This window comes from Maribacter sp. 6B07, from assembly GCF_002700155.1.
Lineage (GTDB): Bacteria > Bacteroidota > Bacteroidia > Flavobacteriales > Flavobacteriaceae > Maribacter > Maribacter dokdonensis.
In genome coordinates this window covers 434,060-460,974 of sequence record NZ_PDUT01000001.1, presented here as the reverse complement: position 1 = coordinate 460,974, position 26,915 = coordinate 434,060, and the positions used below count along the sequence as shown (strand labels likewise).

22 protein-coding genes and 2 tRNA genes are annotated in these 26,915 nt (G+C 36.9%); 12 read left to right on the top strand and 12 right to left on the bottom strand.

The features are described 5' to 3' along the window. Positions 1-47 precede the first annotated feature (47 nt). Positions 48-1,988 (top strand): DNA topoisomerase (ATP-hydrolyzing) subunit B, encoded by a 1,941-nt coding sequence (gene gyrB, locus CSC80_RS01925; protein WP_071341490.1) that lies wholly within the window; start codon positions 48-50, stop codon positions 1,986-1,988. Between the two features lie 71 nt (positions 1,989-2,059). Beyond that, complete coding sequence (locus tag CSC80_RS01920) at positions 2,060-3,076, top strand: DUF6588 family protein (protein ID WP_099189404.1); 1,017 nt, start codon at positions 2,060-2,062, stop codon at positions 3,074-3,076. Positions 3,077-3,332: 256 nt separating this feature from the next. Here the strand turns inward: CSC80_RS01920 and CSC80_RS01915 are convergent, their stop codons facing one another. Beyond that, complete coding sequence (locus CSC80_RS01915) at positions 3,333-3,710, bottom strand: hypothetical protein (RefSeq protein ID WP_139254388.1); 378 nt, start codon at positions 3,708-3,710, stop codon at positions 3,333-3,335. 290 nt (positions 3,711-4,000) lie between these two features. On the opposite strand from CSC80_RS01915, the gene CSC80_RS01910 reads away from it, so the two are divergent. From CSC80_RS01910 to secDF, 3 genes are all read left to right on the top strand, one after another. Further along, positions 4,001-4,927, top strand: a complete 927-nt coding sequence (locus tag CSC80_RS01910) for a malate dehydrogenase (protein WP_099189402.1) — start codon at positions 4,001-4,003, stop codon at positions 4,925-4,927. Positions 4,928-5,062: 135 nt separating this feature from the next. Then, positions 5,063-5,677 carry a hypothetical protein gene (locus CSC80_RS01905; RefSeq protein ID WP_099189400.1) on the top strand — a complete coding sequence of 205 codons (615 nt, stop codon included), beginning with the start codon at positions 5,063-5,065 and terminating at the stop codon, positions 5,675-5,677. Between the two features lie 102 nt (positions 5,678-5,779). Further along, on the top strand, positions 5,780-8,746 hold the full coding sequence (gene secDF, locus CSC80_RS01900; protein WP_099189398.1) for a protein translocase subunit SecDF: 2,967 nt from the start codon (positions 5,780-5,782) through the stop codon (positions 8,744-8,746). A 54-nt stretch (positions 8,747-8,800) separates the two neighbouring features. On the opposite strand, the gene CSC80_RS01895 is transcribed toward secDF, so the two are convergent. The 7 genes from CSC80_RS01895 to CSC80_RS01865 form a co-directional block, all read right to left on the bottom strand. Beyond that, complete coding sequence (locus tag CSC80_RS01895) at positions 8,801-10,027, bottom strand: ATP-binding cassette domain-containing protein (protein ID WP_099189396.1); 1,227 nt, start codon at positions 10,025-10,027, stop codon at positions 8,801-8,803. Further along, positions 10,024-10,548: a GNAT family N-acetyltransferase gene (locus CSC80_RS01890; protein WP_099189394.1), complete on the bottom strand. Its 525-nt coding sequence runs from the start codon at positions 10,546-10,548 to the stop codon at positions 10,024-10,026. The genes CSC80_RS01895 and CSC80_RS01890 overlap by 4 nt, the downstream gene beginning before the upstream one ends. A gap of 33 nt (positions 10,549-10,581) precedes the next feature. After that, positions 10,582-11,076, bottom strand: a complete 495-nt coding sequence (locus tag CSC80_RS01885) for a DUF192 domain-containing protein (RefSeq protein ID WP_099189392.1) — start codon at positions 11,074-11,076, stop codon at positions 10,582-10,584. Further along, positions 11,076-12,038: a prolipoprotein diacylglyceryl transferase gene (gene lgt / locus CSC80_RS01880; protein ID WP_071341498.1), complete on the bottom strand. Its 963-nt coding sequence runs from the start codon at positions 12,036-12,038 to the stop codon at positions 11,076-11,078. Before lgt ends, CSC80_RS01885 begins: the two co-directional genes overlap by 1 nt. A 253-nt stretch (positions 12,039-12,291) precedes the next feature. Further along, on the bottom strand, positions 12,292-12,519 hold the full coding sequence (gene yidD, locus CSC80_RS01875) for a membrane protein insertion efficiency factor YidD (protein WP_099191374.1): 228 nt from the start codon (positions 12,517-12,519) through the stop codon (positions 12,292-12,294). A 109-nt stretch (positions 12,520-12,628) separates the two neighbouring features. After that, on the bottom strand, positions 12,629-13,003 hold the full coding sequence (locus CSC80_RS01870; protein ID WP_099189390.1) for a DUF779 domain-containing protein: 375 nt from the start codon (positions 13,001-13,003) through the stop codon (positions 12,629-12,631). 12 nt (positions 13,004-13,015) lie between these two features. Then, entirely contained in the window at positions 13,016-14,539 is a 1,524-nt protein-coding gene (locus CSC80_RS01865) for an aldehyde dehydrogenase family protein (RefSeq protein ID WP_074672528.1), read from the bottom strand. 195 nt (positions 14,540-14,734) lie between these two features. Between CSC80_RS01865 and CSC80_RS01860 the strand changes: the two genes are divergently transcribed. After that, the gene (locus CSC80_RS01860) at positions 14,735-15,658 is read left to right on the top strand and encodes an AraC family transcriptional regulator (protein ID WP_236973304.1); all 924 of its coding nucleotides are present in this window, start codon (positions 14,735-14,737) and stop codon (positions 15,656-15,658) included. On the opposite strand, the gene cysS is transcribed toward CSC80_RS01860, so the two are convergent. Then, on the bottom strand, positions 15,655-17,133 hold the full coding sequence (gene cysS, locus CSC80_RS01855; RefSeq protein WP_099189388.1) for a cysteine--tRNA ligase: 1,479 nt from the start codon (positions 17,131-17,133) through the stop codon (positions 15,655-15,657). The two genes, CSC80_RS01860 and cysS, sit on opposite strands and share 4 nt — an antisense overlap. Before the next feature lie 14 nt (positions 17,134-17,147). Then, positions 17,148-17,828, bottom strand: coding sequence for a GTP cyclohydrolase I FolE (gene folE, locus CSC80_RS01850; RefSeq protein ID WP_099189386.1), 681 nt, complete (start codon positions 17,826-17,828; stop codon positions 17,148-17,150). 134 nt (positions 17,829-17,962) lie between these two features. On the opposite strand from folE, the gene CSC80_RS01845 reads away from it, so the two are divergent. Continuing rightward, a complete protein-coding gene (locus tag CSC80_RS01845; RefSeq protein ID WP_099189384.1) occupies positions 17,963-19,765 on the top strand; it encodes a T9SS type B sorting domain-containing protein in 1,803 nt (600 codons plus the stop codon). 125 nt (positions 19,766-19,890) lie between these two features. Continuing rightward, positions 19,891-21,327 carry a T9SS type B sorting domain-containing protein gene (locus CSC80_RS01840; protein WP_099189382.1) on the top strand — a complete coding sequence of 479 codons (1,437 nt, stop codon included), beginning with the start codon at positions 19,891-19,893 and terminating at the stop codon, positions 21,325-21,327. A 146-nt stretch (positions 21,328-21,473) separates the two neighbouring features. Here CSC80_RS01840 and CSC80_RS01835 read toward each other — a convergent pair whose 3' ends face one another. Together CSC80_RS01835 and CSC80_RS19310 are read right to left on the bottom strand one after the other, a co-directional pair. Continuing rightward, positions 21,474-22,979: an outer membrane protein transport protein gene (locus CSC80_RS01835; RefSeq protein ID WP_099189379.1), complete on the bottom strand. Its 1,506-nt coding sequence runs from the start codon at positions 22,977-22,979 to the stop codon at positions 21,474-21,476. A gap of 32 nt (positions 22,980-23,011) precedes the next feature. Beyond that, a complete protein-coding gene (locus CSC80_RS19310) occupies positions 23,012-24,331 on the bottom strand; it encodes a hypothetical protein (RefSeq protein WP_143751712.1) in 1,320 nt (439 codons plus the stop codon). A gap of 96 nt (positions 24,332-24,427) precedes the next feature. Between CSC80_RS19310 and proS the strand changes: the two genes are divergently transcribed. From proS to rpsT, 4 genes are all read left to right on the top strand, one after another. Further along, a complete protein-coding gene (gene proS / locus CSC80_RS01820) occupies positions 24,428-25,903 on the top strand; it encodes a proline--tRNA ligase (RefSeq protein ID WP_099189372.1) in 1,476 nt (491 codons plus the stop codon). A gap of 78 nt (positions 25,904-25,981) precedes the next feature. Further along, positions 25,982-26,053 (top strand) — tRNA-Glu (locus CSC80_RS01815). A gap of 43 nt (positions 26,054-26,096) precedes the next feature. Beyond that, a tRNA-Glu gene (locus CSC80_RS01810) sits at positions 26,097-26,168 on the top strand. Between the two features lie 47 nt (positions 26,169-26,215). After that, positions 26,216-26,467: a 30S ribosomal protein S20 gene (gene rpsT / locus CSC80_RS01805; protein ID WP_036152561.1), complete on the top strand. Its 252-nt coding sequence runs from the start codon at positions 26,216-26,218 to the stop codon at positions 26,465-26,467. Positions 26,468-26,915: the final 448 nt, after the last annotated feature.

The window sequence follows — 26,915 nt, the reverse complement described above, 5'->3', positions numbered from 1 at the left end:
GTATATTTGTAAGATTGCAAAATTTGAAGTAAAACAACCTTAATTTTATGAGCGAAGAAGCAAATAAGAAAAATTATTCGGCAGATAGTATTCAGGCCTTGGAAGGTATGGAGCACGTACGTATGCGTCCATCCATGTATATAGGTGATGTTGGGGTCCGTGGTTTGCACCATTTAGTATATGAAGTAGTCGATAACTCTATTGATGAGGCTATGGGAGGTCATTGTGATAACATTAGCGTTATCATAAATGAAGATAATTCCATAACTACAAGAGATAACGGTAGGGGTATTCCTGTAGATTTACATAAAAAGGAAGGTGTTTCTGCACTTGAGGTTGTAATGACCAAGATCGGTGCCGGTGGTAAGTTCGATAAAGATTCTTATAAAGTATCGGGTGGTCTTCACGGTGTTGGTGTTTCGTGTGTAAACGCTCTTTCTGATCATTTGACCGCTACGGTTTTTAGGGACGGTGTAATTTGGCAACAAGAATATGAACGTGGTAAGGCTTTATATCCGGTAAAGAGAATAGGTGAGACCGAAGATAGGGGTACAGAAGTTACTTTTCATCCGGATAATACCATATTCACCCAAACTATTGAATATAGTTATGAAACCTTGGCAAATAGAATGCGCGAGCTTTCTTTCTTGAACAAAGGGGTTACTATTAGTATTACCGATAAGCGTCAGAAAGACGAGAAAGGGGAATACGTTGGTGAAACATTCTTTTCCAATGAAGGATTAAAGGAATTTGTTAAGTTCTTAGATGGCAACCGTGAGTCATTAATACAAGGGGTCATAGCAATGGAAGGGGAGAAAAACGATATTCCTGTTGAGGTTGCTATGATTTACAATACTAGTTATACTGAGAATCTTCACTCGTATGTAAATAACATTAATACTCATGAAGGTGGTACACATTTATCAGGATTTAGAAGAGGTTTGACTTCTACCCTGAAAAAATATGCCGATGCTTCTGGTATGTTGGATAAATTAAAATTCGAAATTCAAGGTGATGATTTCCGTGAAGGTTTAACGGCAATTGTGTCTGTTAAGGTTTCTGAGCCGCAATTCGAAGGTCAGACAAAAACTAAATTAGGAAACCGTGAGGTTTCTGCAGCAGTGAGTCAGGCAGTATCTGAAATGTTGACAGATTACCTTGAGGAGCATCCAGATGATGCTAAGACCATTGTACAAAAAGTAATTCTTGCGGCGCAGGCTAGACATGCAGCTTCTAAAGCTCGTGAAATGGTTCAGCGTAAGAATGTAATGAGTGGTGGTGGTTTGCCAGGTAAACTATCAGATTGCTCTGAGCAGGACCCAGAAAAGTGCGAAATATTCCTAGTTGAGGGAGATTCGGCGGGTGGTACCGCTAAAATGGGGCGTGATCGTAATTTCCAAGCGATCTTACCGCTTCGAGGTAAGATTTTGAATGTTGAGAAAGCCATGCAACATAAGGTTTTTGAAAACGAGGAAATTAAGAATATGTATACTGCCCTTGGTGTCACCATTGGTACAGAAGAGGATAGTAAAGCATTGAATCTAGATAAGTTAAGATACCATAAGGTAGTCATCATGTGTGATGCCGATGTTGATGGTAGCCATATTGAAACCTTGATCTTAACATTCTTCTTCCGTTATATGAGAGAATTGGTAGAGAATGGGCATATTTATATTGCTACTCCACCTCTTTATCTGGTTAAAAAAGGTCAGAAAAAGAGATATGCTTGGAGTGATAAAGAACGCGATGAAATTGCAGATAGCTACAGTGGTGGTGTAAGTATTCAAAGATATAAGGGTCTTGGTGAAATGAACGCTGAACAATTATGGGATACAACCATGAATCCTGAATACAGAACATTGCGCCAAATAACGATAGACAACGCAACTGAAACCGATCGTGTTTTCTCAATGCTTATGGGTGATGAAGTACCACCTAGAAGAGAATTTATTGAGAAGAATGCTGTTTATGCAAACATTGACACATAGAAAATACCTATTACACAACAAAAACCTGCGTCTACGGCGCAGGTTTTTTAGTTTTAGGTAAAATTTGAATCATGAAGAATTTATTTACGTGTGTTTTTCTAGGGGCATGTTTAACTACTGTTGCTCAGGCAGATTTTAATAATGTACTAGCTGCCGGAGTTGAAGATGCAGAACGATTTACGACCGATTATATGGCACCACTCTCTGAAAGTGTGGTGTACAGTATGTCAACCGGGTGGTATAATACTGCGGATGCAAAACCTTTGGGCGGATTTGAAATTTCTATCATAGGTAATATCACGGGCTTTAAGAACAAGGAGGATAAGAAAACTTTTATCCTAGATCCCAGTGATTATGAGAATTTAGATTTTGTAGAGAATCCAGGTGTGGCTAGGGAAGTATCCACGGCTTTAGGGGATATTTCAGGAACTCAAGTATATGTAGAAGGTGAGGTATTGGGGGTAACCGTTAGAGAAACATTTGAGCTGCCATCGGGCTTGGCAGGTGAAAATATCGACTTTGTACCATCGGGTTATTTGCAAGCAAGTGTTGGTGTTATAAAGGGAACTGAAATTAAAGCAAGGTTTTTGCCTAAAATGGAATATGAAGATGCATCTATAGGACTATTTGGCTTAGGTATACAACACGATTTTACGAAATTGTTGCCTGCGGATAAAATTTTACCAGTGGCAATTTCTGCCGTTATTGGGTATACGAATATCAATGGTGATTATGATTTAAGTAATGCCAGGTTAATAGAAGGTGAAAATCAACGTATAGAGGCGGAAATCAGTAGTTGGGCATTTGGTGCTGTAGTATCTACAAAGTTGCCTATCATTAATTTTTATGGAGGTGTAAATTATATTACTGGTAAGTCGGTAACAGATGTTTTAGGAACGTATAGAGTTAATAGTGGACCATTTGAATCTGAAACTTATGAAGATCCTTTTTCGATCGTAAAAAAAGTAAATGGGGTAACAGGTACTTTGGGAACGAAACTAAAATTAGGTTTCTTTAGGCTGAATGCTGAATATAATCTAGGAGAATTCAATACTGCTACTGTAGGTATAAACTTTGGTTTTAGGTAAATCAGAAGTAAATAATATCAAGGTTTAAAAATCAAGTATTGAGAATTTTGGGTTCATCCCTGTTCCAGCGTTGTATTAAGAGATGCTAAATAGTATTGATTTTGAGATAAATCAGGCTTTTGATATACCTTGATTTTTAAACTTGAACTTGAATTCTCTTGTTTCCGACAACCAACAAATAGAGAACACATAGGAATAAAAAAGACTGCCCAGATCCCTCCGGACAGCCTTTTTCCCATGGCCCTGTTAAAATCGTTTATTCCCTTATTGCCAAGGTGGCACCATCTTTCTTTTGAAGGTAAACATTCTCTTCAGAAGATTTTATGGTGATAATATTATTGGGCTTTCCTTCTAGACCTTTATACTCAACCGTATAAACATCGTCTTGTTTAGACCAGTTAAAGTCTGTTTTTAAGGTAATGGTAGAACCTTCAATTTCATGATATCTACCAAGATAGACATCATTAAAAATCCATTCTTTACGAATAGTTTGTTTAGAAGAGCTTTCGGTTACGGTCAAATCGGATTGTGACCAAATTCCAATGATGGGATCGGTGTTTTGTTCAATGCGAGAACAGTTCGCAAGAAACACAATGGCACATATGGCCAACAAAGAGAGGAACTTCTTAGTCATAAGTAGGTTAATTTTATGGTGGATTTGGGATCCATAGTATTTAACGTGACTAGTTTTGGCTTATTATTAAAATTCGATGTATGGTCACTATTTGACGATTTCTTCGTTAAAGCGCAATTTTTTTTAACAAAATGTGCATTTTATCGATGTTTTTAATCACTTTTTCAGTTAATTTAATCAAGTGGCGAATAGCATAATTCGTCAATAAATACCTATTTTTGAAGTGAAAATTCAATACACATAAGATGGCTATTCCATTTTATATATAATAATTCATAAAATAATAATAAATGAAAGTTACAGTAGTTGGTGCTGGTGCAGTAGGTGCTAGTTGTGCAGAATACATTGCCATTAAAGATTTTGCATCAGAAGTGGTTATTTTGGACATTAAAGAAGGCTATGCGGAAGGTAAAGCAATGGATTTAATGCAAACTGCGTCATTAAACGGTTTTGATACCAAAATAACAGGTAGCACAAACGATTATTCTAAAACTGCGGATAGCCATATTGCAGTTATTACATCTGGTATTCCAAGAAAACCAGGTATGACCAGAGAAGAATTAATCGGTATTAATGCAGGAATCGTAAAAACGGTTTCTAGCAATCTTTTAGAGCATTCACCTAATGTCATCATTATCGTAGTTAGTAACCCTATGGATACCATGACGTACTTGGTACATAAAACTACTGGTTTACCAAAGAATAGAATAATTGGTATGGGTGGTGCTTTAGACAGCGCACGTTTTAAGTATCGTTTAGCAGAGGCTATGGAAGCTCCTATTTCTGATATAGACGGTATGGTAATTGGTGGTCATAGTGATACCGGTATGGTGCCATTAACATCTCACGCAACCAGAAATAGCATACGTGTGTCTGAATTCTTATCAGAAGAGAGATTACAACAAGTAGCGGATGATACTAAAGTAGGTGGTGCAACTTTGACCAAGTTGTTAGGTACTAGCGCTTGGTATGCTCCTGGTGCAGCAGTTTCTTCTATGGTACAAGCAATTGCTTGCGATCAGAAGAAAATGTTCCCTTGTTCTACATTACTTGATGGTGAATACGGTCTTAAAGATATCTGTATAGGTGTTCCTGTAATTTTAGGTAAAGACGGTATAGAGAAAGTAGTTGATATACCTTTAAGTGATGCTGAAAAAGCTAAAATGAAGGAAAGTGCTGCTGGTGTAAGTAAAACTAACGGACTTTTAGAGCTGTAGTTAATACCGCTAAATCATATTTGAACCCTTTGTGACATTGTTGCAGAGGGTTTCTTTTTCTAAGAAGATAGGCTTCAGGTACATATATTGTAAAAAATATACTACCTAGCATATTTTTCTTTTTATATTTGCCGCATGAATGCAAAATGGTGCGTAAGTACTTTATTTATTATTCTAGCCCTATTAGGGTTATGTCAAGAGCAAAAGAAAGCTTCTAATCAACAAATTTCATTGGAATTTGCTGATGTGGAATTAGCTTCAAATACTGCCCATGATGAAATATTGGCTGTAATAACTAAAAAATTACAGGTTTTAGGTGTCGATACCATTGAGGTAATAGAGAATGACGAAACACAATTAAGTATTCGTTATTACAGTGATATTGATGCTGAAAGCGTTAAAAAGTTTCTTTCACAAGAAGGTCGGTTTTTAGCGAATGAGGATGAAATTCCAACCGAAGATGATTCTGATGGACTACCCGGTCAATATAATCTGGTTGTTTTAGATCTTCACCAGCATACCGATAATGGATATCAAATTAAAGCCACACTTGTTGCTGGTCAAGATCATAATTTTGATTCCAAGGTTATTCCGGTAGTACTGGCTTTAACTAATAAATTTACTTTAGAGTTCAATGCTACTGTAGAATTGGCTCTTAAAATCAATAGCAAGGTTGCTATTGTTGCAAATAATACTTCACATCAAATTCCAGAGGTAAGGGCAGGACCCACCTGGATCAGAAATAGCTAAACTACAACATCTAATAAGACGTGATTATTTTGCGAAAAAGTAATACGCCTAGATTTTTAAACTACTTAATAAGTATAATCAACATAAATTAAATAAATAAAAATGCAGAATAAGGGACTTATAAAGCTATTTGCTTTATTATTCGGGTTAGTTAGTATTTACCAGCTATCCTATACTTTTGTTACAAGCAAAGTAGAAAAAGAAGCGAATACCTTCGCGGCCAGTCGTGTGTCTGAGGCAGAAGAGGGTTACGTGGCAAAGCGAGAAATGGTAGCGGCAAGCTATCTTGATTCTATCGGTAATAATACCGTTTTTGGCTACACCAATTATAATGAGGCTAAAAAGAAAGAATTGAACAAAGGTCTTGACCTTAAAGGGGGTATAAATGTTACCCTTCAAATTTCAGTAAAGGACATCCTAAAAGGATTGGCTAATAATACAAAAAGTCCTGTTTTCAACAAGGCTTTGGCAGATGCCGATGCAGCCTCTAAAAATAGTGATGATACATATATTGAACTTTTCTTTGAAGCTTTTGACGCTATAAAAGGAGATACTAAATTGGCTTCACCTGATATCTTTGCTAACAAAGGTCTTAGTGATGAAATTAATTTTCAAATGTCAGATGATGAGGTTAAACCTATCATTAGAAGAAAAATAGATGAATCTATAGTATCTGCTTTTGAAGTATTAAGAGAGCGTATTGATGGTTTTGGTGTTACACAGCCAAACATTCAAAGAGAAGGTAATTCTGGTCGTATATTGGTAGAGTTACCAGGTGCAAGAGATATTGCTCGTGCGCAAGATCTTTTATCAAGTACTGCTCAATTGGAGTTTTGGGAAACGTACAAGCAAAGCAATACCAGTTTTAGTACATTCTTAATTCAAGCGAATGAAAAGCTAAAAGAAATAGTTGAAGTAAAAGAACCAGAGCAAGTTAAAGAAGAGTCAGAGTTAGATTCTTTGTTGTCCGATGTTTCTGCAGATTCTTTGGATTTGGCAACACAGGTGAATCCTTTGTATGAGTTATTGATTCCTGCTAACCCAGGTTCAAATGCAATGTTTCGTGCAGCTATAAAAGATACCGCTACTATTGGTTCTTATTTTAGAATGCCAGAAATTAGAAGATTGTTGCCTGCTGATATCCAGTTTACAAAGTTTGTATGGGAAAGACCATCTTCAGAAGATACAGAGGTTATTGATTTGTATGCATTAAAATCTAACCGCGATGGTACGCCAAGAATTAGTGGTGATGTTGTAAGTGATGCTAGAGCGGATTTTGATCAGTTCAGTAAGCCTGCAGTTTCAATGACCATGAATACCAAAGGGGCTAAAGAATGGGAAAAATTAACAGGTGATGCTTATAGCAATCAAACAGGTATAGCTATTGTTTTGGATAACAAAGTATACACTGCTCCTGGTGTTTCTTCTGGTCCTATCTCTGGTGGTCGTTCAGAAATTACCGGAGACTTTACCGTAAACGAAACAAAAGATATTTCTAACGTACTTAGAGCCGGTAAACTTCCTGCTTCTGCAGAAATTATTCAGTCAGAGATTGTTGGTCCTTCTTTAGGTCAAGAAGCTATTGATAGTGGTTTTATGTCTTTCTTGATCGCTATGGCAATTGTTCTATTATGGATGATCGCATATTATGGTAAAGCAGGTGCTTTCGCAGATGTTGCTTTGTTATTGAACATCTTGTTGATCTTTGGTGTGTTAACCAGTTTGAATGCTGTGTTGACTCTACCTGGTATCGCAGGTATCGTATTAACGATCGGTATGTCTGTTGATGCCAACGTACTTATCTTTGAACGTATTAAAGAAGAATTGGCAAAAGGTAAAGGTAAAAGTCAAGCCGTTGCAGATGGTTTTGGTAATGCATTGTCATCAATCTTAGATGCGAATATTACTACAGGTTTAACTGCAATCATATTATTCGTTTTTGGATCAGGACCAATTAAAGGTTTTGCAACAACGTTATTGATCGGTATTATAACTTCTTTATTTACCGCAATATTCATCACCCGTCTTTTGGTTGATTGGTATATTGGAGGAAAAGGTAGAAGCTTGGATTTCTCAACCGGAATTACAAAAAACCTATTCAAGGGAATCAATATCGATTTCTTGATCAAGAGAAAGATAGCTTATGTTGTTTCTGGAATATTGGTTGCCGTAGGCTTATTCTCTTTGTTCTTTGGTCCTGGATTACAACAAGGTGTTGACTTTGTGGGTGGTCGTTCTTATACTGTTCGTTTTGAGCAGCCTGTTAACCCTTCTGAAATTGCATCAGAATTAAATACCGTATTTGGTAGTGGAACTAACGTGAAAACTTACGGAGAGTCTAACCAAGTAAAAATAACTACTCCTTATAAAGTTGATGTTGAGGGAATTGAGGTAGATACTGAAATTCAAGATAAGTTATACACTTCTTTACAAAAATACCTGCCAGACGGTATAAGTAAAGATGCTTTTGTATTAGGAGGTGTTGATGATGAGGCAGTAGGAATATTGCAATCTGTAAAGGTTGGTCCTACCATTGCAGATGATATTAAGAATAATGCCTTTTTGGCAATTTTAGGTTCATTGGCAGTAGTGTTCTTATACATATTATTCAGATTTAGAAGATGGCAGTTCTCATTGGGTGCCGTTGTTGCGGTATTCCATGATGTATTGATCGTTTTAGGTGTGTTCTCTATATTTGGAAAGCTAATGCCATTTAACATGGAAATAGACCAAGCATTTATAGCGGCTATTTTGACAGTAATCGGTTACTCGTTGAATGATACGGTGGTAGTATTTGACCGTATTCGTGAGACTTTGGCAGAACGCGGCTGGAAAGGCGGTTCTAACATTAACTATGCAATAAACAGTACGTTAAGTAGAACGTTGAATACTTCTTTGACTACCTTAATTGTACTTTTGGCCATCTTCATATTTGGTGGAGAATCATTAAGAGGATTTATGTTCGCAATGATCGTAGGTGTTGTTGTAGGTACTTACTCTTCTGTATTTATTGCAACTCCTGTAATGTTCGATGCGTTGAGCAAGAAAATTACTTCTGGTAAAGAGTAATCAAGAGTTTAACTAACTCAAATATAAAAGCCGTTCAGAAATGAACGGCTTTTTCTATTTTATACTACCGGTTGAACCAGTTTCATTTGGAGTAAGGTAAAAGGTCTGTTTTGGTTTTAGACCTTTTTCTTTTCTATGGGAAACAAAGATGATCGCGGTATCCGTCTCTTCTGCAAATTTGTTGACTAAAGCTACTAACAATGCTGCGGAATCATCATCCATACCTGCTGTGGGTTCATCTAATATTAATAATGGTGGTTGCTTTACCATGGCGCGTGCCGTCATAACCAGTCTTTGTTTACCCGTAGATAAAGCATTGAAAAAAGTGTTTTTAATATCACTTAGGTCTAATAGCTTCAGCCATTGCTTTATTATTCTTTGCTGAAACTCTGTTGGCTTTACATATAGCCCTACAGAATCATTTAAACCGGAGATAAGCATATTTTCTATTGAGTGTCTTCCGCTGAACTTATCGGTCATCGCAGGGGCGTAATAACCTATCTTTTTCTTGATGTCCCATACACTTTCACCACTACCTTTTTTACTGCCAAATAGGTGAATGTTTTGACCATAGGCTTTTGGGTTGTCGCCAAAAATCATGGAAAGTATAGTAGATTTACCACTACCATTGGTGCCTGATAGCTGCCAAAAGTCGCCTTTGTTCACTGTCCAATTAATACTGTTCAATATTTTCTTTTCACCATAGGAAATACTTACATCTTTAAAATTGATCAACATATTAGGCAAGTTAATGAAGTCAATACCTGATTGTGGTACGGTGATGGTTGTAAAGCTTTCTGGGATTTGGATTTCGGCAGAAAGCGGACTTTCTATAACTTGAAAGTTGTTCTTTATAATACTGCCATAATGGGTGATAAAAGAAAGAGTGTCTTCTTTTCTACTAGCCAGTTGAATAAAGGAAATATGCTTTGAGTGATTTTTAAATATGGTTTTAAGATCTTCTTGAAAGGAAATGTCCAAATTATCAAAAGGATTATCTAGTATTATATAATCTGGCCGTTCATTAAGCAAGTAATGTAACAAGGCTCTTTTTTGCTCTCCACTAGACATGGTTTTTAACGATTGCCCAACACTGCTAATTATCTTAATATCATGTTTATCTTCCTCGTCTATTAATTTTTCTAGGGTAAAATGAGAGAAAAGTCTTCCTGTTTTTTGTTTAAAATATTGGAGTTCAATAGGTGTTCTTCCTTGTTGAAAATCTTTAATGAAACCTTTCTTGTTTGAGTTGTTGTCTAAATATATTACCCAATGATTCATTTTGCGTTTATTCTATAAATATGAACTGTGTTATTATGGTAAGTGGTGGTAAAATCTATAAGCATACCATTTTTCAATGCCGTTTTTTGCGATGGAATATTATCTACCTGTATAATTGAAATTAAACTGTTTGTCCATTTTTTTTCAAATGCTATATGTTTGCACTTTTCTGCAGCCTCAAAGGCGAAACCTTTTCGCCAATATTCTGGTAGAATGGAATAACCAATTTCAAACTCTTGTTTACCATCTACCTGTTGTAATAGAACACCACAGAGTCCAACCAAGGTGTTGGTGCCTTTTAAAAATAAAGCATTTAAACCACCTAGGTTTGCCTTATATCTCTCAAAGATTCTTTGAAATTGTTCTTCGCAGGCAACTCTAGGGTCGTTTGGTAGTCCAGACCAGTATTGGCTGCTTAATGGTTCTTCATGAAATGGTAGCCAGTGTTCAAAATCTAATGGTTTTACTTCTTTAAAAAGTAAACGATCAGATTCTTCATTGAATAAAACATATGCTGGCATTATTCTCTTTGAATTAAACGCAGGATTAAGATATTACTTTCTGCTAAAACTAATACTATCACCAATAGATAAGCCCAATTCTTGGGATAGACCTGCATTGACCTCTAGTACGTATTTTATGGGTACTTGTGAAGATAAACCATCTTCATTTAGTGGTTGTGCATTTTCTTGAAAACTGGCAATTTTCAAATTTTCTTTTATATAGATGATATCTAATGGGAATTCTGTGTTCTTCATGTAAAAAGAATGCATTCTTTCATCAGGAAAAATGAATAACATACCTTCATTGATTGCCATACCTTTTCGGTACATTAGTCCGGTTTGGGTTTCATAATCTGTCTCGGCAAATTCAATATTGAATTTGGTTTTAACGGTGTCACTGGAGTTTAGAAAAATAGTTAAATCTCCTTCATGTGAAAAATCAATAGTTTCTGTAGCTATGGTTTTTTTAGATTCTTCCTTGCATGAAAAAGCTAAAGTAGCTATGGTAGCCACTACTATCAAGCCTTTATTTATTTTACTGAACATTACGCAGTTTTTGTTTTTCTGAACATGAAATAGAAACCTACTAGTATAAAGGGGATACTTAACCATTGACCGGTAGATAGTAAACCTAACGATTCTTCAAATCCGCCTTGACTTTTCTTAACGAATTCAGCGAAGAAACGAACTGTCCAAAGTAATACGAAGAACAACCCGAATAAATAACCGGTTTTGTTCTTTTTATCTGTTTTCCAATATAGAAAATACAACAGAATAAAAATGAAAATATAACCTATTCCTTCATATAATTGTGCTGGATGACGGTATGGAATTTCTGCTAGATATTGAGAAAACTGTGGGTTATTTTCTATAGCGGCATAAGCGGCGTTCAGTGTTTTCTCTTGGGTAATACCCAATGCTTTTGATGGGTGTAAGTCATCTGAATCACGAATAAACTTTGTGGCAAAAATGAAATTTTCATCTACCACTTTGCCGTTGATCTCAGAGTTGAAAAAATTACCTAAACGAACGCAAAAAGCCCCAATGGCAACAGGTATTACCATTCTGTCAAAAATCCATAACATGTTAAATTCAGGATATTTTCTTGTATACAAATAGGTGCCAATTATAATACCAAGTGTAGCTCCATGACTGGCTAGACCAGTAAATCCGGTAAATTCATAACCATCTATTAAACCAAAAAGTAGACTGCCAGTATCACTTTCGCGTACAGGTATTAAAATCTCAATAAGGTGATTAGAGTAATATGCCCAGTCATAAAAAAACACATGACCTAATCTTGCCCCTAGCATGGTGCTTAGAACGGTGTAGATGAATAGGGAATCTAATTGTTCTACCGATTTTTTCTCGTTAAGAAAAATCTTTTTCATAAGAAACCAACCTAAGGCAAAGGCGGTTATCCAAAGTAGATTGTAATACTTTATTTGAATGAAACCAATATTGAAAAGTGTCTCGTTCGGATTCCAAGTAATTCCTAAGAAATGCATGTGTTGAATTTTGAATGGCTAAGATAATAAAATAGAAATCTACCTAGCCGTAAGATTTGGGAAATTGGTTTTGTTATGAGTTAAAAGAGAGTTAAGTATGTAAATGAGAGAAAATGGAGAATAGGGAATGGAATATAGAGGTAGGAAAATAGCAATATTTGGTGATTTGACTAAGTCAAAGTTTTGACCAACGAAACCTTTAAATTTTATTAGTTTTTTGCGCTTGAACTCGAGTTTTGATTTTGATCCTTATTTAAGGAACTGGGTCGTAGCCTTTTCCGCCCCAAGGATTGCAGCTAAAAATACGCTTTGTTGCCATCCATCCTCCTTTAAAAAGACCATGTTTTTTTAATGCTTCTAAGGTGTATTGAGAACAAGTAGGGGAGTATCTACATGTTGCTGGGGTATAAGGGGAAATTGCCACTTGGTAAAACCGGACTATAAATATGAAAGGAGCAATAAGAATTTTTTTAAAGAAAATTTTCACGATGATAAATTAATAGCCCAAATTTACTATAAAAGGATTAACTATATAAAATAAGAAGCCGGATGGTTTGCATCCGGACTTCTAAAATTAAAATGGTTTTTGTTTAGGCTCCTATTCTTATGGGTTCTAAATGTTCGGCCTCTTCTTCGGAGTATAACCTAGATTTGATCAAAAATCGAAGACCTAACGGAATTTCCAATGAAAAACTAGAGCCAATACCTGGGGTAACGTCAACAGTCAGTTGAGTGTGTTTCCAATATTCAAACTGATCCTTTGACATATGAAAGTCGCAACCTTCAATAGTGCCAAGCCAAACATCGTTATCATCCAGCATTAAATCGCCTTTTTCAAAACACATGGGTGAGGAGCCGTCACAGCAACCACCACTTTGGTGGAACATAAGTTCACCGTGTTTCTCTTTTAGCTGTGCAATCACTTCTGCGGCTTTTTTAGTTGCCAAAACTCTTTTTGTCTTCATCGTATTTCGTTTTTAAAAGAATCCCATTTTTTTCTTATCGTAAGAAATAAGCATGTTTTTGGTTTGGCGATAGTGTGCCAACATCATTTTATGGTTTTCCCTACCGATACCTGATTTTTTGTATCCACCAAATGGTGCATGTGCAGGATATAGGTGATAGCAATTTACCCAAACTCTACCGGCTTTTATGGCTCTTGAAATCTGGTATGCCTGGTGGGTATCACGTGTCCAAACGCCGGCACCCAATCCATATAAGGTGTCATTTGCAATTTCTATAGCCTCTGCTTCATCTTTGAAAGTGGTTACACAAAGTACGGGGCCAAAAATTTCTTCTTGAAAAACGCGCATTTTGTTATTTCCTTTTAGAATTGTGGGTTGTACATAATATCCACCTTCCAAGCCTTCATTATAGGCTTGTGCGCCTCCTGTAAGGACTTCACAACCTTCTTCTTTTCCTATATTGATATAGCTAAGTATTTTTTCAAATTGATCGTTAGATGCTTGTGCGCCCATCATGGTATTGGGATCTAAAGGATGCCCCATTTTAATAGCTTTAGTGCGCTCAATTACACGTTCAATGAATTTTTCGTAAATACTTTCTTGTACCAACATTCTAGAAGGACAAGTACAGACTTCGCCTTGGTTTAAGGCGAACATATTGGCACCTTCCAAACATTTGTCAAAGAATTCATCATCGGCATCCATAATACTCTCAAAGAAAATGTTCGGTGACTTTCCACCAAGTTCAAGAGTAACAGGGGTAATGTTTTTTGATGCGTATTGCATGATTAATTGACCTGTTGTTGTTTCACCGGTAAAGGCTATTTTGTCTATTCTAGGGCTAGATGCCAAAGGTTTACCTGCCTCAGCACCAAATCCGTTTACGATATTAAGTACTCCGTCAGGTAATATTCCTTCAATAATTTCCATTAATATTAAGATTCCCACGGGTGTTTGCTCTGCTGGTTTTAATACTACACAGTTACCTGCAGCTAAAGCTGGAGCCAGTTTCCATGTTGCCATTAGTAGTGGGAAGTTCCAAGGTATAATTTGACCAACGACGCCTAATGGTTCAGTAACGTTCAATGCCACAGTGTTAGCATCCAATTCACTGACCGAGCCTTCTTCTGCTCTAATGACACCTGCAAAATATCTAAAATGGTCTACAGCCAAAGGTAAATCTGCTGCGCGTGTTTCTCTAATGGCTTTACCGTTGTCCCAAGTTTCGGCTCTAGCCAACACCTCAAGGTTTTGTTCTATTTTATCGGCAATCCTTAATAGCATATTGCTTCTTTCGGTCGCAGAAGATGAATTCCATGAAGGTGCAGCTTCCCATGCGGCATCAATTGCCTTTTCAATATCTTCAGATGTTGATCTCGGAATTTTTGTAAACGATTTACCGTCTACCGGAGAAATATTTTCAAAGTATTCTCCTTTACTTGGGGCTACCCATTTGCCACCAATATAATTTTCATATTGATTTTTAAATTTGGGTTTTTGAAGTACGTCTTTTTCTACAGTTGCTGTTGTGCTCATAGTATATGATTTAAGTTAATATTAGAAATGTATGTATTGGGAGCTAGTCAATACGATATTCTAAATGTACCTTACACTTATATCTTTTGTCTGACGCATTCTACGAATAATATGAACAATCCTATCAATTATTGATTTTATGATTTTTTTAAGCATATATTTTTGTAAATTTCTTAAAATAAAATCAAAATAGTTGTGATTAAGTTATCAGATAATTTCCTGGAAGGAAGGCGTTTAGAGACCATGGTGGAGAACCAGACATCTTACACAATGAACAATGCCGCCATGCATGTTTTTGAGACCCATGAACAAGCAGCTAGTGTTCTTTTAAAATTTGAACAGCCAGTTTTGGCCAGTATGATCCAAGGGAAAAAGATTATGCATTTACGAGATTATGAGGCATTTGATTTTTTACCTGGAGAATCTTTGGTTTTACCTGCAAACGAAAGTATGTGTATTGATTTTCCTGAGGCTATGTCAAAAAATCCTACAAGATGTTTGGCAATGGCTATTTCAGAAGATAAGATAAATAAAGTATTACAGTTCATGAATGAGAATATGCCAAAAAGTACCAAAGAGGCATGGGGATTAATGGACTATAATTTTCATTTTGTAAATGATAGGGGTATATACCAAATCATTCAGAGATTGCTGTTTTTGTTTTCAGAAGACCACCCATCAAAAGATATTTTTGTGGATAATATGTTGAGAGAGTTGATCATTCGTATTTTACAGACCAATGAGCGTAAAATTTATAGTAACACCACATTATCCATTAAAAAAGAAAGTAGGTTGACCGAGGTTATACGTTATATTAGAAATAACGTTCATAAATCTTTAAATGTAGATGACCTTAGTAAGATGGCTTGTATGAGTCCCTCTCACTTTTATAGGACTTTTAAGCAAGAGTTAGGGATATCTCCCGTGGAGTTTATCAATAACGAGCGTATAAAATTAGCGGTAGGTCTATTGCAAGATCCTAAAAGAAGCATAAAAGACGTATATCTTGACTGCGGATTTGAAAGTAGATCTTATTTCAATAGGGTTTTTAAAACAAGACAGCATTTAGCACCAGGTGAATACCAGTCTAAAATTCAAAAATCAAAATATTTAGATTAAAGGCTATACGTTGTACCTTCTTTACCGTCTTTTAGTTGAATACCCAATTCAGCCAATTGATCTCGTATTTTATCTGAAGTAGCAAAGTCTTTATTTTCCCTTGCCGCTTTGCGTAACTCGATCAACAATTCTACAACACCTCCTAGTTTTTCAGTATCTGCGTCAGAACTGTTTTTGTTCTCCAGGCCTAAAACATCAAAAACAAAATTTTGTAAGGTTTGTTCTAATTCTTGTTTATCTGTTTCGGTTATAGATTCAGTGCCTTCTTTGATTAAATTAATATGCTTAACAGCATCAAAAAGCTTTGCTATTAAAATAGGCGTGTTAAAATCATCGTTCATGGCGGCATAGCAAGTTGCTTTCCAACCTTTAACATCAAAATCGGTAGTTTTGCCCGTTTGTAAAGATTTCAACGAATTAAAAGCCTCCATAAGTTTATTGAATCCTTTTTCAGAAGCTAACAATGCATCATTGCTCATATCTAAAATACTGGTATAATGCGCTTGCATCATAAAAAACCTTACCATGGACGGGGAAAAGGGCTTGCTTAAAATATCATTTTCGCCAGAAAAAATTTCACCGGGGAGAATGCTGTTTCCTGTAGATTTTGCCATTTTTCTACCGTTCAAGGTCAACATATTTGCATGTAACCAATAATTGACCGGACTTTGGCCATTGCATGCTTCAGCTTGGGCAATTTCGCATTCATGGTGTGGGAATTTCAAATCCATACCGCCCCCGTGAATGTCAAATGTTTCGCCTAAGTATTTGGTGCTCATGGCTGTACATTCTAAATGCCAGCCTGGGAAACCATCTCCCCAAGGTGATGGCCATCTCATAATATGCTGTGGCTCCGCTTTTTTCCACAAAGCAAAATCTTGAGGGTTGTGTTTGTCATCTTGGGCAGCAAGATCACGTGTATTGGCAATCATATCTTCAAGCTTGCGCCCGCTTAATTTACCATACTCATGTTCTTGATTAAATTTTGCAACATCAAAATATACAGAACCATTGGTTTCATAGGCAAATCCTTTTTCAAGAATATCCTTAATGATTTCAATTTGTTCTATGATATGTCCTGTAGCGGTAGGCTCAATACTTGGAGGTAAAAAATTGAATTTTTCCAATATATTATGAAAATCTACAGTATAGCGCTGTACAACTTCCATGGGCTCCAATTTTTCTAACCGTGCCTTTTTTGCAATTTTGTCTTCACCGTCTTCAGCGTCATCTACCAAATGACCTGCATCAGTAATATTGCGCACATAACGTACTTTATAGCCAAGATGTTTAAAGTATCTGAAAATCATGTCAAAGGACATAAAAGTTCTACAGTTTCCTAAGTGTACATTGCTATACACCGTAGGTCCGCAAACATACATGCCAATATGGCCTGTGTTTATGGGTTTAAAAACTTCTTTTTTTCCTGTAAGGGAATTGTATACTTTGATTTCTTGACTTTCGTACAATTGCATAAAGCTGTATGCTATTAAAAATGGGTGTCTAAATTAAGGTAGTTCAAAAACTCGCGGCGTACCAATTCTTCCTTGAATTTTCCACCATATTCAGCCGTTACCGTGCTACTGTCTATGTCACGTATGCCTCTTGAGTTTACACAAAGGTGCTTGGCATCAATTACACATGCAACGTCTTCCGTACCTAACGCTTTTTGTAATTCTCTTACGATTTGAATATTTAAACGTTCTTGAACTTGAGGTCTCTTGGCATAGTAATCAACGATACGATTCATTTTTGAAAGCCCAACTACGGTACCGTTAGAAATATAGGCTACGTGAGCACGACCAACAATAGGTAATAAATGGTGCTCACAAGTGGAGTACAAAGTAATATTCTTTTCCACCAGCATTTCACCGTACTTGTACTTGTTGTCAAAAGTAGATGCCTTTGGTCTTCTACTAGGGTTTAAACCACCAAAAATTTCATTGACATACATTTTTGCAACTCTATTAGGCGTACCTTTTAAACTGTCATCGTTTAAATCTAAACCTAAAGTATGCATGATTTCACGTACTTTATTGCGAATACGTTCAATTTTTTCGGCATCGTCCAAATCAAAAGCGTCTGAACGTAAAGGAGTATCTTCTGACGTAGAAATATGATCGTTTCCTATTTCGTCAAATTGATTTTCCAGTGTATCCTCAATTTTCATTTTATCTTTCTTTTACAAGCTGCAAAGATATACAATATGTGACACTTTATAACCAAATGCGGGCATTACACAACATAAATTAGCCATAACGTTAAGGTCTCGTTAATTTTAGTTTTCCAAATCAAGAGGCCCCTATGACCAAGTATGGTATATCCATTTTATTAATTTGTTTTTTTGGCATATTCACTTGCTTTGCGCAAGTGTCGGCAGATTGCGCCAATGCAGTTCCTATTTGTTATAATACTCCGGTCAATGGAGGTACAAATGGTTATGGAATTGATGATTATAATGGTGCGTCAATTTCTGGATGTATTACTCAAGGTAGTGGTACGATCGAAACGAACTCCGCTTGGTATACCTTCAAAATTGGAGAAGTAGGGCAATTGGGGTTTAATATTGGGTTCGATTCAAACGAAGATTGGGATTTCGCACTATACAGAACTAACGATTGTAATGCACTGGGAGATCCGGTGAGATGTAACTATTTTGATAATTCTGATGATAGCAGTTATATAGGGGTGGGCGAAGACCCTACAGGCATAGAAAACATACAGTATGATGATTGGTTATTGGTAGAGCCGGGTGAAGAATACCTTTTAATGATCAATAACTTTAGTAATAATAATTCCGGATTTTCCATTCAGTTTTCAGGGACTATTTTTGTTGAGTTTCCTAATTCAGCCCTGGACTGTGATATTATAGACAATTTGCTAGGTCCGCCTATTATAGCATGTGATAATGAAACGGTAGTATTAGATGCTACAACGACCGATGCTATAACCTATGAATGGTATTTAGATGCAGGTACAGGCTATCAACGTATACCTGGTGAGAGTGATCCAGAATTATCAGTGGCGGTTTCTGGAATGTACCGCGTTTTGGTTGTGAGACCTTTAGGGAATAATTTAATAAGTGAAACACAGGTGGCATATGCCCCTTCTCCAGAAACTTATGAACTAGAAGATGAAACGGCATGTTTAGATGGTACGGTCATTGATTTTAACGAAAAAGATGCTGAAGCATTGGGCGGACAAAGTCCCCTAGATTTTCGTGTATCTTACCATGAAAGTTTTGAAGATGCTTTTGATGGTGCCAATGCGCTTTCTAAAGAGTTTGTGCCTACACAAGTTTCCCAAACTATATATGTTAGAACAACTTCTATTGAAAATTCTATGTGTTTTGATGCTTCTGAGTCTTTTGAGGTTGAAGGAATAGAATTGCCCATTTTAGATTTTGATACTGAGGTTTATATCTGCGGAGATGAGCCGGTAGTCACCATTGGTCAACGTATACCTGATGCTAGTTTTGCGTATGAGTGGAGTTCAGGTCAAACAAGTTCTTTAATTACAGTGGCAGAACCTGGGGTTTATACCTTATCCGTGACCAATACGCAAGGGTTGATACAATGTATTACCGTAAGATCGGTTACCGTTGTTTTCTCTAGTCCGCCCGTTATATCCGATATTACCATAGAATATGAGGATGATGCATCAAACATGGTAAATGTTTATTTAGAAGAGAATGGTGATTTTGAATATCAGGTAGATGATCAAGCACCGCAAAATAGTAGTGTATTCAATAATTTATTTCCAGGAGAACATACAATAACGGTACGTGACCCCAATGGCTGTGGTTCTGATACCAGAGATATTGTTGTAGTGGGCTTTCCTAAGTTTTTTACTCCAAACGGTGATAATGTTAACGATGTTTGGAAAGTAGATGGTCTATCTGCATTAGAAGATCCGGTGATCACTATTTACGACCGTTATGGTAAATTGTTATATCAGATATTCGAAGATTCCAGTGGTTGGAATGGTTCTTTCAATGGGCAGTTATTACCGGAATCCGATTACTGGTTTAAACTTTCTTACACCAATTCTTTAGGGGAGAATACCAACGCATCATATATTAATAACCACTTCACTTTAAAGCGTTAAAGGTAATAATTGGCAGTGAGTAGTGTATTTTATCGATTAAATGCCAGAATCTTCGCTGTAAGATACTAAAGCAGGTCATGTGTAGTTATAATATACATCACGTATACTAAATAGTTACACTTTTTATGAGAGTACTCATTTGTTCTATTTGTTGTTTGTTTCTTTTCTGTTATAAAGTAAGCGCACAAAATTCAGCCGATTGTAGAACGGCTATACCTGTTTGTGCCGATCAACCTATTATGGGCATAGCCGGTGGTTCTGGTGATGTAGATGATTTTGATCCGGAAGTTATAAGAGAAACAGGATGTCTAGAGAAAGGAAGTCTAACTTCGGCCAATATTGAATTCAATACATCTTGGTTTGTTTTTAGGGCAGGTACCGGCGGTCAGGTTGGTTTTGATATTGAGGCGTTGCCTTCAACTGGTTCTACACCTACGGCAGAATGGGATTTTGCAGTTTATGGACCAGATGTGGATTGTGCAGCTATTAGCAATGGAACGGCACAGCCAATTCGTTGTAATTACGAAGTGAACGATACAAACTTTACCGGTCTTGGTGTAAATCCCGATAGTGGTCAAGAAGGTCAGGCATCGTTAACAGGTAATCAAAATACATATGATGAGTATTTAGATGTGTTGCCAGGTGAGATTTATTATATCTTGATCAACAATTTTGCAGACAATTTTACGGGTGACCCAGAGCCATTTATGTTAACTTTTACAGGTAGCTCTGTTAGTGCTGATCAAGATACTGCCTTGGATTGTACCTTAAGGGATGAATTTTTAGGATTGGATATTGTTGCTTGCGAAGGTGATGACCCTATCACCATTAGTGCGTTGAATTCACCAGCAGGTGCGGATATCGCCAGCGTTGAATGGACGGTAGATTATGAAGACGACGGTATTATTGATGATACATTAACGGGTTCAGGATATTTTGGAGCGGAATTGGTTATTGTTAGCCCAAATACAGGACGTTATTTTGCAAGTATTACAACGGCATCGGGCTCTCCGCCAACGGTAAGCGATGATAGTGGGGTGTTGGTTACGTTCTATGGCACACCTATTTTAGAAAGAGTGGAAACATTGGATACCAATCTCTCCATTGATCCAGATCAAAATAATATCGAATTTTTTGTTGAGGGTGATGGGGATTATGAATATGCGATCAATGACGGCGTATTTCAAGATAGTCCTGTTTTTATGAATGTTCCACCTGGTGTTAACACGGTTATTATTAATGATAAAAATGGTTGCGGTATTACTGATCCCTTAGAATTTTTGGTCGTCGGGTATCCAAAGTTTTTCACCCCTAATGGGGATGGTATTAATGATGACTGGAATGTAGAGGGAATAGAGACGTTAAGTGACCCTGTTGTGTTTATTTTTGATAGGTATGGTAAGCTTCTAAAGCAATTGGGTTCCACAGATGCTTGGGACGGAAATTACAATGGACAGCAAATGCCATCTACAGATTATTGGTTTCGCTTTGAATATGGTGAACAAGAAGATGCCTTATTGGTTGCCAAAACCCGAAAAACTCATTTTTCATTAAAAAGGTAAAACCCTCAGGACAGGCTCATGAGGCATTTAAAGGAAACAAACTTTTAAATTGTAGGCAAGCCTTGGGGTATTGTACTCTTAGGCGGTGTCAATAAAATAAAAAAGGGGAGCAATTTGCTCCCCTTTTTTATTGAATTCCATTTCCTTTAAAAGTTTATCGTATAGCTTAAGGTTGCATTGGTAATACCTCTATCTATCATAGCCGGTGTTGTAATACCTGCATTGAAAAGTCTTTCGCTAACGTCTTGTTGGGAACGGCTTAGTGAAAAGTCTAGCTTACTGCCGCCGAAGTTATAGCCTATACCACCAGAAATAGCGTTTAAATCACCTATAGTATTGCCATTTGAATATGGACTTTGTTCAAAGCGATAGCCTGCCCTTAAACTTACTTGTTGAATTCTATATTCACCACCAAGTCTAAAGGTTGAAACAGTGCCTAAGTCACTTGCAATTTGTGAGTTTACCGTCTGAAAACTTGAGTCGTTGGTAGGGCGGAGTTCAGATTGTGAGAAATCTTGGTAACCATAATCAAAACTCAAAAGCCCATCTTTTGCAAATATTACGGCTAAACTACCGGTAAGTTTACTTGGTGTTTTAACTGTATAGCTTTCAAAAAGATTAATAATATTAAAATTGATAAAATTAATATCGGCATCTGCAAGGTCAGAATTAATGCGTTGAGAAGTATTATCCTCTAAACGATACCAGGTTGGTGATTGGTAGCTACCGCCCAGACGTACATTATCGTTTAATTTCGCAATAGCACCTAGGCTAAAAGAAAAACCATTACCCTCCGTTTCTAAATAATTGTCAAAAGTAGTTCTGGTTATTTCAGAATTAGGCTCGTAACCACTCTCGGTAAATTGATCAAACTGCGTATAGAGTACACTGTGGAAGTTTAATGAAGCACCCAGATATATGTTTTCTTTGTACTGTGAAGCTACATTGATGGTAAACTTGCTATTATACCCGGTTGTTCTTCTTATGAAATCTTGCTCCACAAAATCATAAAGCGTGTTGCTTACATAATTAGTATTTGCGTCATCTTCAGTTTCTGGGTCAAGAATACCGCCATAATATCCTAAAAATGCTTGTTGATCCCTAAAGCCTTGTGCTGAACCGATGTCTAAATAAGCTTCCTCTAAAAATTCACCATCTTGTACAAGAATGGAGCCAAAAGGTGTGCCTTGGGCATATTCGGAGAAATACGTGTCTATACCTTGTGTGCTACTTCCTGAAACATAGTATTCATTATCAAAATTGTTCACCAAATCATAATTGAAAGCCAAGGTAAATTTCTGCCAATCGGAATTGGAGTCGGTATTCCTGAAAACAAAGGCGCCACCAATTTGATTTAATTCAATAGTATTGTCTTTTGTTATGTTGGTGTCACCAAAATAACGTGCTTCATTATTGGTATTGTAATTGGACCCTGAAATGGTGAAAAGGCTATTGTTGAATACCGCTGAACCGGCAGGGTTTATGTTTAAGGAGGATAAGTCGCCACCTAAAGCCCCAAATGCACCGCCCATAGCTTGAAAGCGAGCGGTACCTTGTAGGTTTTCTGTACCGTAACGTAAGGCTTCGTTTATATTTTGAGCTCTACCAATGGCACATGCCATTAGTATTACGAAAGTCAAATATCTTTTCATAGCAATATTTAAATGTTGATAAATGTTAGATTTTAGTTTCTTCTACTGCTGCTGCTTCTTGAAGAACCAGATGATCTAGAAGAGGATCCACTGCTTGAACTCCTAGAGCTGCTTCCAGAGCTTCTGTAAGAGCTGCCACTAGAACTGCTTCTTCCAGAACTGTAACTACTGCTTCTAGAACTGCTACCGGAACTACGGTAAGATCTGCTAGAACTTCCTGAGCTTCTGCCCGAAGAATAACTTCTTGAGCTACTACCGGAGTTTCTATAGGTAGACGTTCTGGGAACGCTAACCCTACTGCTTGATCTAGATGAGCTAGAACTGTATGTTCTTGGGCTGCTACTGTATCTGCTGCTGTAGTTTCTAGAGGAACTGCTATATCTTGGTGTTGCTCTAGTGCTTCTGCTTGTTCTGTATGCTCTGTTTTGGTCCACACCAACAGTTCTTCTTGTAGAAGAGTTGCCAGAATACGTTCTTGAACTACGTGTGTTTGCAGAGCTTCTAGAAGTTGTCGCTCTAGAAGTGGTGCTTCTATACCTAGGTGAGTTACCTCTTGTGTTTACATTAGAACGACCTCTAGCCGCTGTAGAAGATAATCCGCTATTATTTGTTGTGTTTCTATTGTAATTGCCTCTTCTTGAGTTGTTAACTGCATAGCTTCTATTGGAAAATCCACGATTTCGATTGTAATACCCGTTGCCATAACCATAACCGTATCCATAACCGTAGAAAGGACGGTTCCAGCCGAAACCAATACCTGCGTAGCCAAATCCAAATCCGCCATAACCCCAATTGTTCCATCTATTCCATCCCCATGGTCTATTCCATCCATAACCGTAGTAACCTCCATAGCCCCAATTGTTCCAACCCCAGTTGTTCCAGCCCCAATATGGGTCGTTCCATCCGTAGAATCCTCCGTAGCCCCAATTGTTCCATCCATTATTGTGAATATAGATGCTTACATCGGAATTGTTGCTGCCCCAGCTACCATAACCTTCATAGTCGTTAGAATTGGCATAATAATCGGTCAGTTGGCCTTCAGTAATTTCTTCGTCTAAATTATTACTTGAATAAGAATCGACATCGGTAAAGATCTCGCTATCCAAAATTTGATCATATTGATCCGCCTTTTCACCAAAATAAGATGAATAGGTATCGTTTTCTGAAGTATTTTGATTGTAGTTTCTTTGTTCAGGTCTTCTTTCTACCGTTCTTACAACGTCGTCTGAATAAATGCCGTCATTGTCATAATATGAAGATTGTTGGTAGGTACCGCAAGAAGCAGCAAAAACTGCCAAGGTTACCAACATTGTAATGTTGCGAAGTTTGTTGTGGGGTAAGGAATATATCATCGGATCAAAATTATATTGTTGAACATATTAAAAATAACTAGTTTTACCCAATTATTACATACAAAGAATCACAAAATTTGTGCCAAAGTCTAGATAATGAGTAAAAATTTGACAAAGAGAAGCGAGGATTATTCCAAGTGGTATAATGAATTGGTAGTTAAGGCCGATCTAGCCGAAAACTCCGGTGTTAGAGGTTGTATGGTCATAAAACCATATGGTTTTGGTATTTGGGAGAAGATGCAAGCTGGTTTGGATAAAATGTTCAAGGAGACCGGACATGAGAACGCCTATTTTCCATTGTTTATTCCAAAATCATATTTAAGTAAAGAAGCAAGTCACGTAGAAGGTTTTGCAAAAGAATGTGCAGTTGTAACACATTATAGGTTAAAGAACGCCGAAGACGGAAGTGGTATAATCGTAGATCCAGAAGCTAAATTAGAGGAGGAGCTTATTGTTAGACCTACTTCTGAAACTATTATATGGGATACTTATAGAAAATGGATACAGTCCTACAGAGATTTACCATTATTAATTAACCAATGGGCAAATGTGGTTCGTTGGGAGATGCGTACAAGATTGTTCTTGAGAACGGCAGAATTTTTATGGCAGGAAGGTCATACGGCCCATGCTACGGAAAAAGAAGCCATAGAAGAGGCAGAGCAAATGATGAACGTGTATGCTGATTTTGTTGAAAATCATATGGCGGTGCCTGTAATTAAGGGAACTAAGACCGAAAGTGAAAGATTTGCAGGAGCAATTGAGACATATTGTATAGAGGCTTTAATGCAAGATGGTAAAGCTTTGCAGGCAGGTACATCTCACTTTTTGGGCCAGAATTTCGCTAAGGCTTTTGATGTTAAATTTGCGACCAAGGAAGGCGGTAAAGAGCATGTATGGGCTACTTCTTGGGGGGTATCTACAAGGTTAATGGGTGCTTTGGTAATGACTCATAGTGATGATAATGGTTTAGTTATTCCTCCAAAATTAGCACCTATACAAGTTGTTATTGTACCTATTTATAAAGGAATTGATCAATTGGATCAAATTTCGGAAACTGTTAATCCGTTAGTGAAAGAACTAAAGAGTAAAGGTATTTCTGTGAAATTTGATAATAGAGATACGCACAAACCAGGGTTTAAGTTCAATGAATATGAATTAAGGGGGGTGCCTGTACGTTTGGCTATTGGACCAAGAGATATGGAAAATGGTACTTATGAAGTGGCAAGAAGAGATACCTTGGAAAAAGAAACGGTAAATGCTGCAGATGTAGTTGAAAAAATAGAGTTCTTAATAGACGATATTCAAAAGAATATGTACCAGAAAGCACTTGATTACAGAAATAATCATATAACCGAAGTGAATTCTTATGATGAATTCAAAAAAGTTTTAGAAGAAAAAGGAGGATTTATTTCTGCTCATTGGGATGGAAGTAAAGAAACGGAAGAACTAGTGAAAGAGGAGACCAAAGCCACTATACGTTGCATTCCTATTGATGCAAAGAGTGAAGAAGGTGTGTGTATGGTTAGCGGTAAACCGTCTCAAAAAAGGGTGTTATTTGCAAAAGCATATTAATTTTTTTAAAAAATTATATTCAGGTGTTGCGATAGTGAAAAATATTTGTATTTTTGCATCCGCAATTGCGCAAAGTATGGTCCGTTCGTCTAGGGGTTAGGACGCCAGGTTTTCATCCTGGTAACAGGGGTTCGATTCCCCTACGGACTACAAAATTAAATTTTTGGATAATTTTCCAAAGCAGTGACATAATGGTCCGTTCGTCTAGGGGTTAGGACGCCAGGTTTTCATCCTGGTAACAGGGGTTCGATTCCCCTACGGACTACAAAATTAAATGGATGAAAATCCGAAGAAATTATAACAGAGAATAAAATGGCAAATCACAAGTCGGCATTAAAGAGAATTAGAAGAAACGAAGCAGTTCGTTTACGTAACAGATATCAGCATAAAACTACACGTAATGCTATAAAGAGATTGCGTGCAGAAGAATCTAAGAAAGATGCAGAGGCTCTTTTTCCAAGTGTTGTTAGTATGATCGATCGTTTAGCTAAGCGTAACATTATTCATGATAACAAAGCTGCTAACTTAAAAAGTAAGTTGGCAAAGCACGTTGCCGCTTTGTAAGATATTGCCTTAAGAAATTAAAAAGCCTTCCAAAACTGGGAGGCTTTTTTTATGGGCTAAATTTTAGTTTGTCTGCCTCATTGGTAACCTTAGTCTTCTCATTGATAGAAAACCTATGATGAAGCAGAGGTACATTGTCGCTATTGAAATATAATGATACTTAGAGAGATTGTATGTAGTGTACAGTTGATAATCAAAAGACAATATATACATTGAAATAGGGTAGCAGATGTAAAACATAAGTAATCCTAAACTGATCCAAAATAGCAAGTTTTTTCTAGGTATAAATTTCTGTTCTTCTGTAAATATCTTGTATAGATAAGTTAGGCACGCAAATATTAATACTATTGCACCCGCAATAATTGCATAGTTCTGAGGTTCGGTGTAAAAGTCTTGTAAAAACAAATTGACTATGCAGGTCAATAAAAATAATACACCACCATATTTA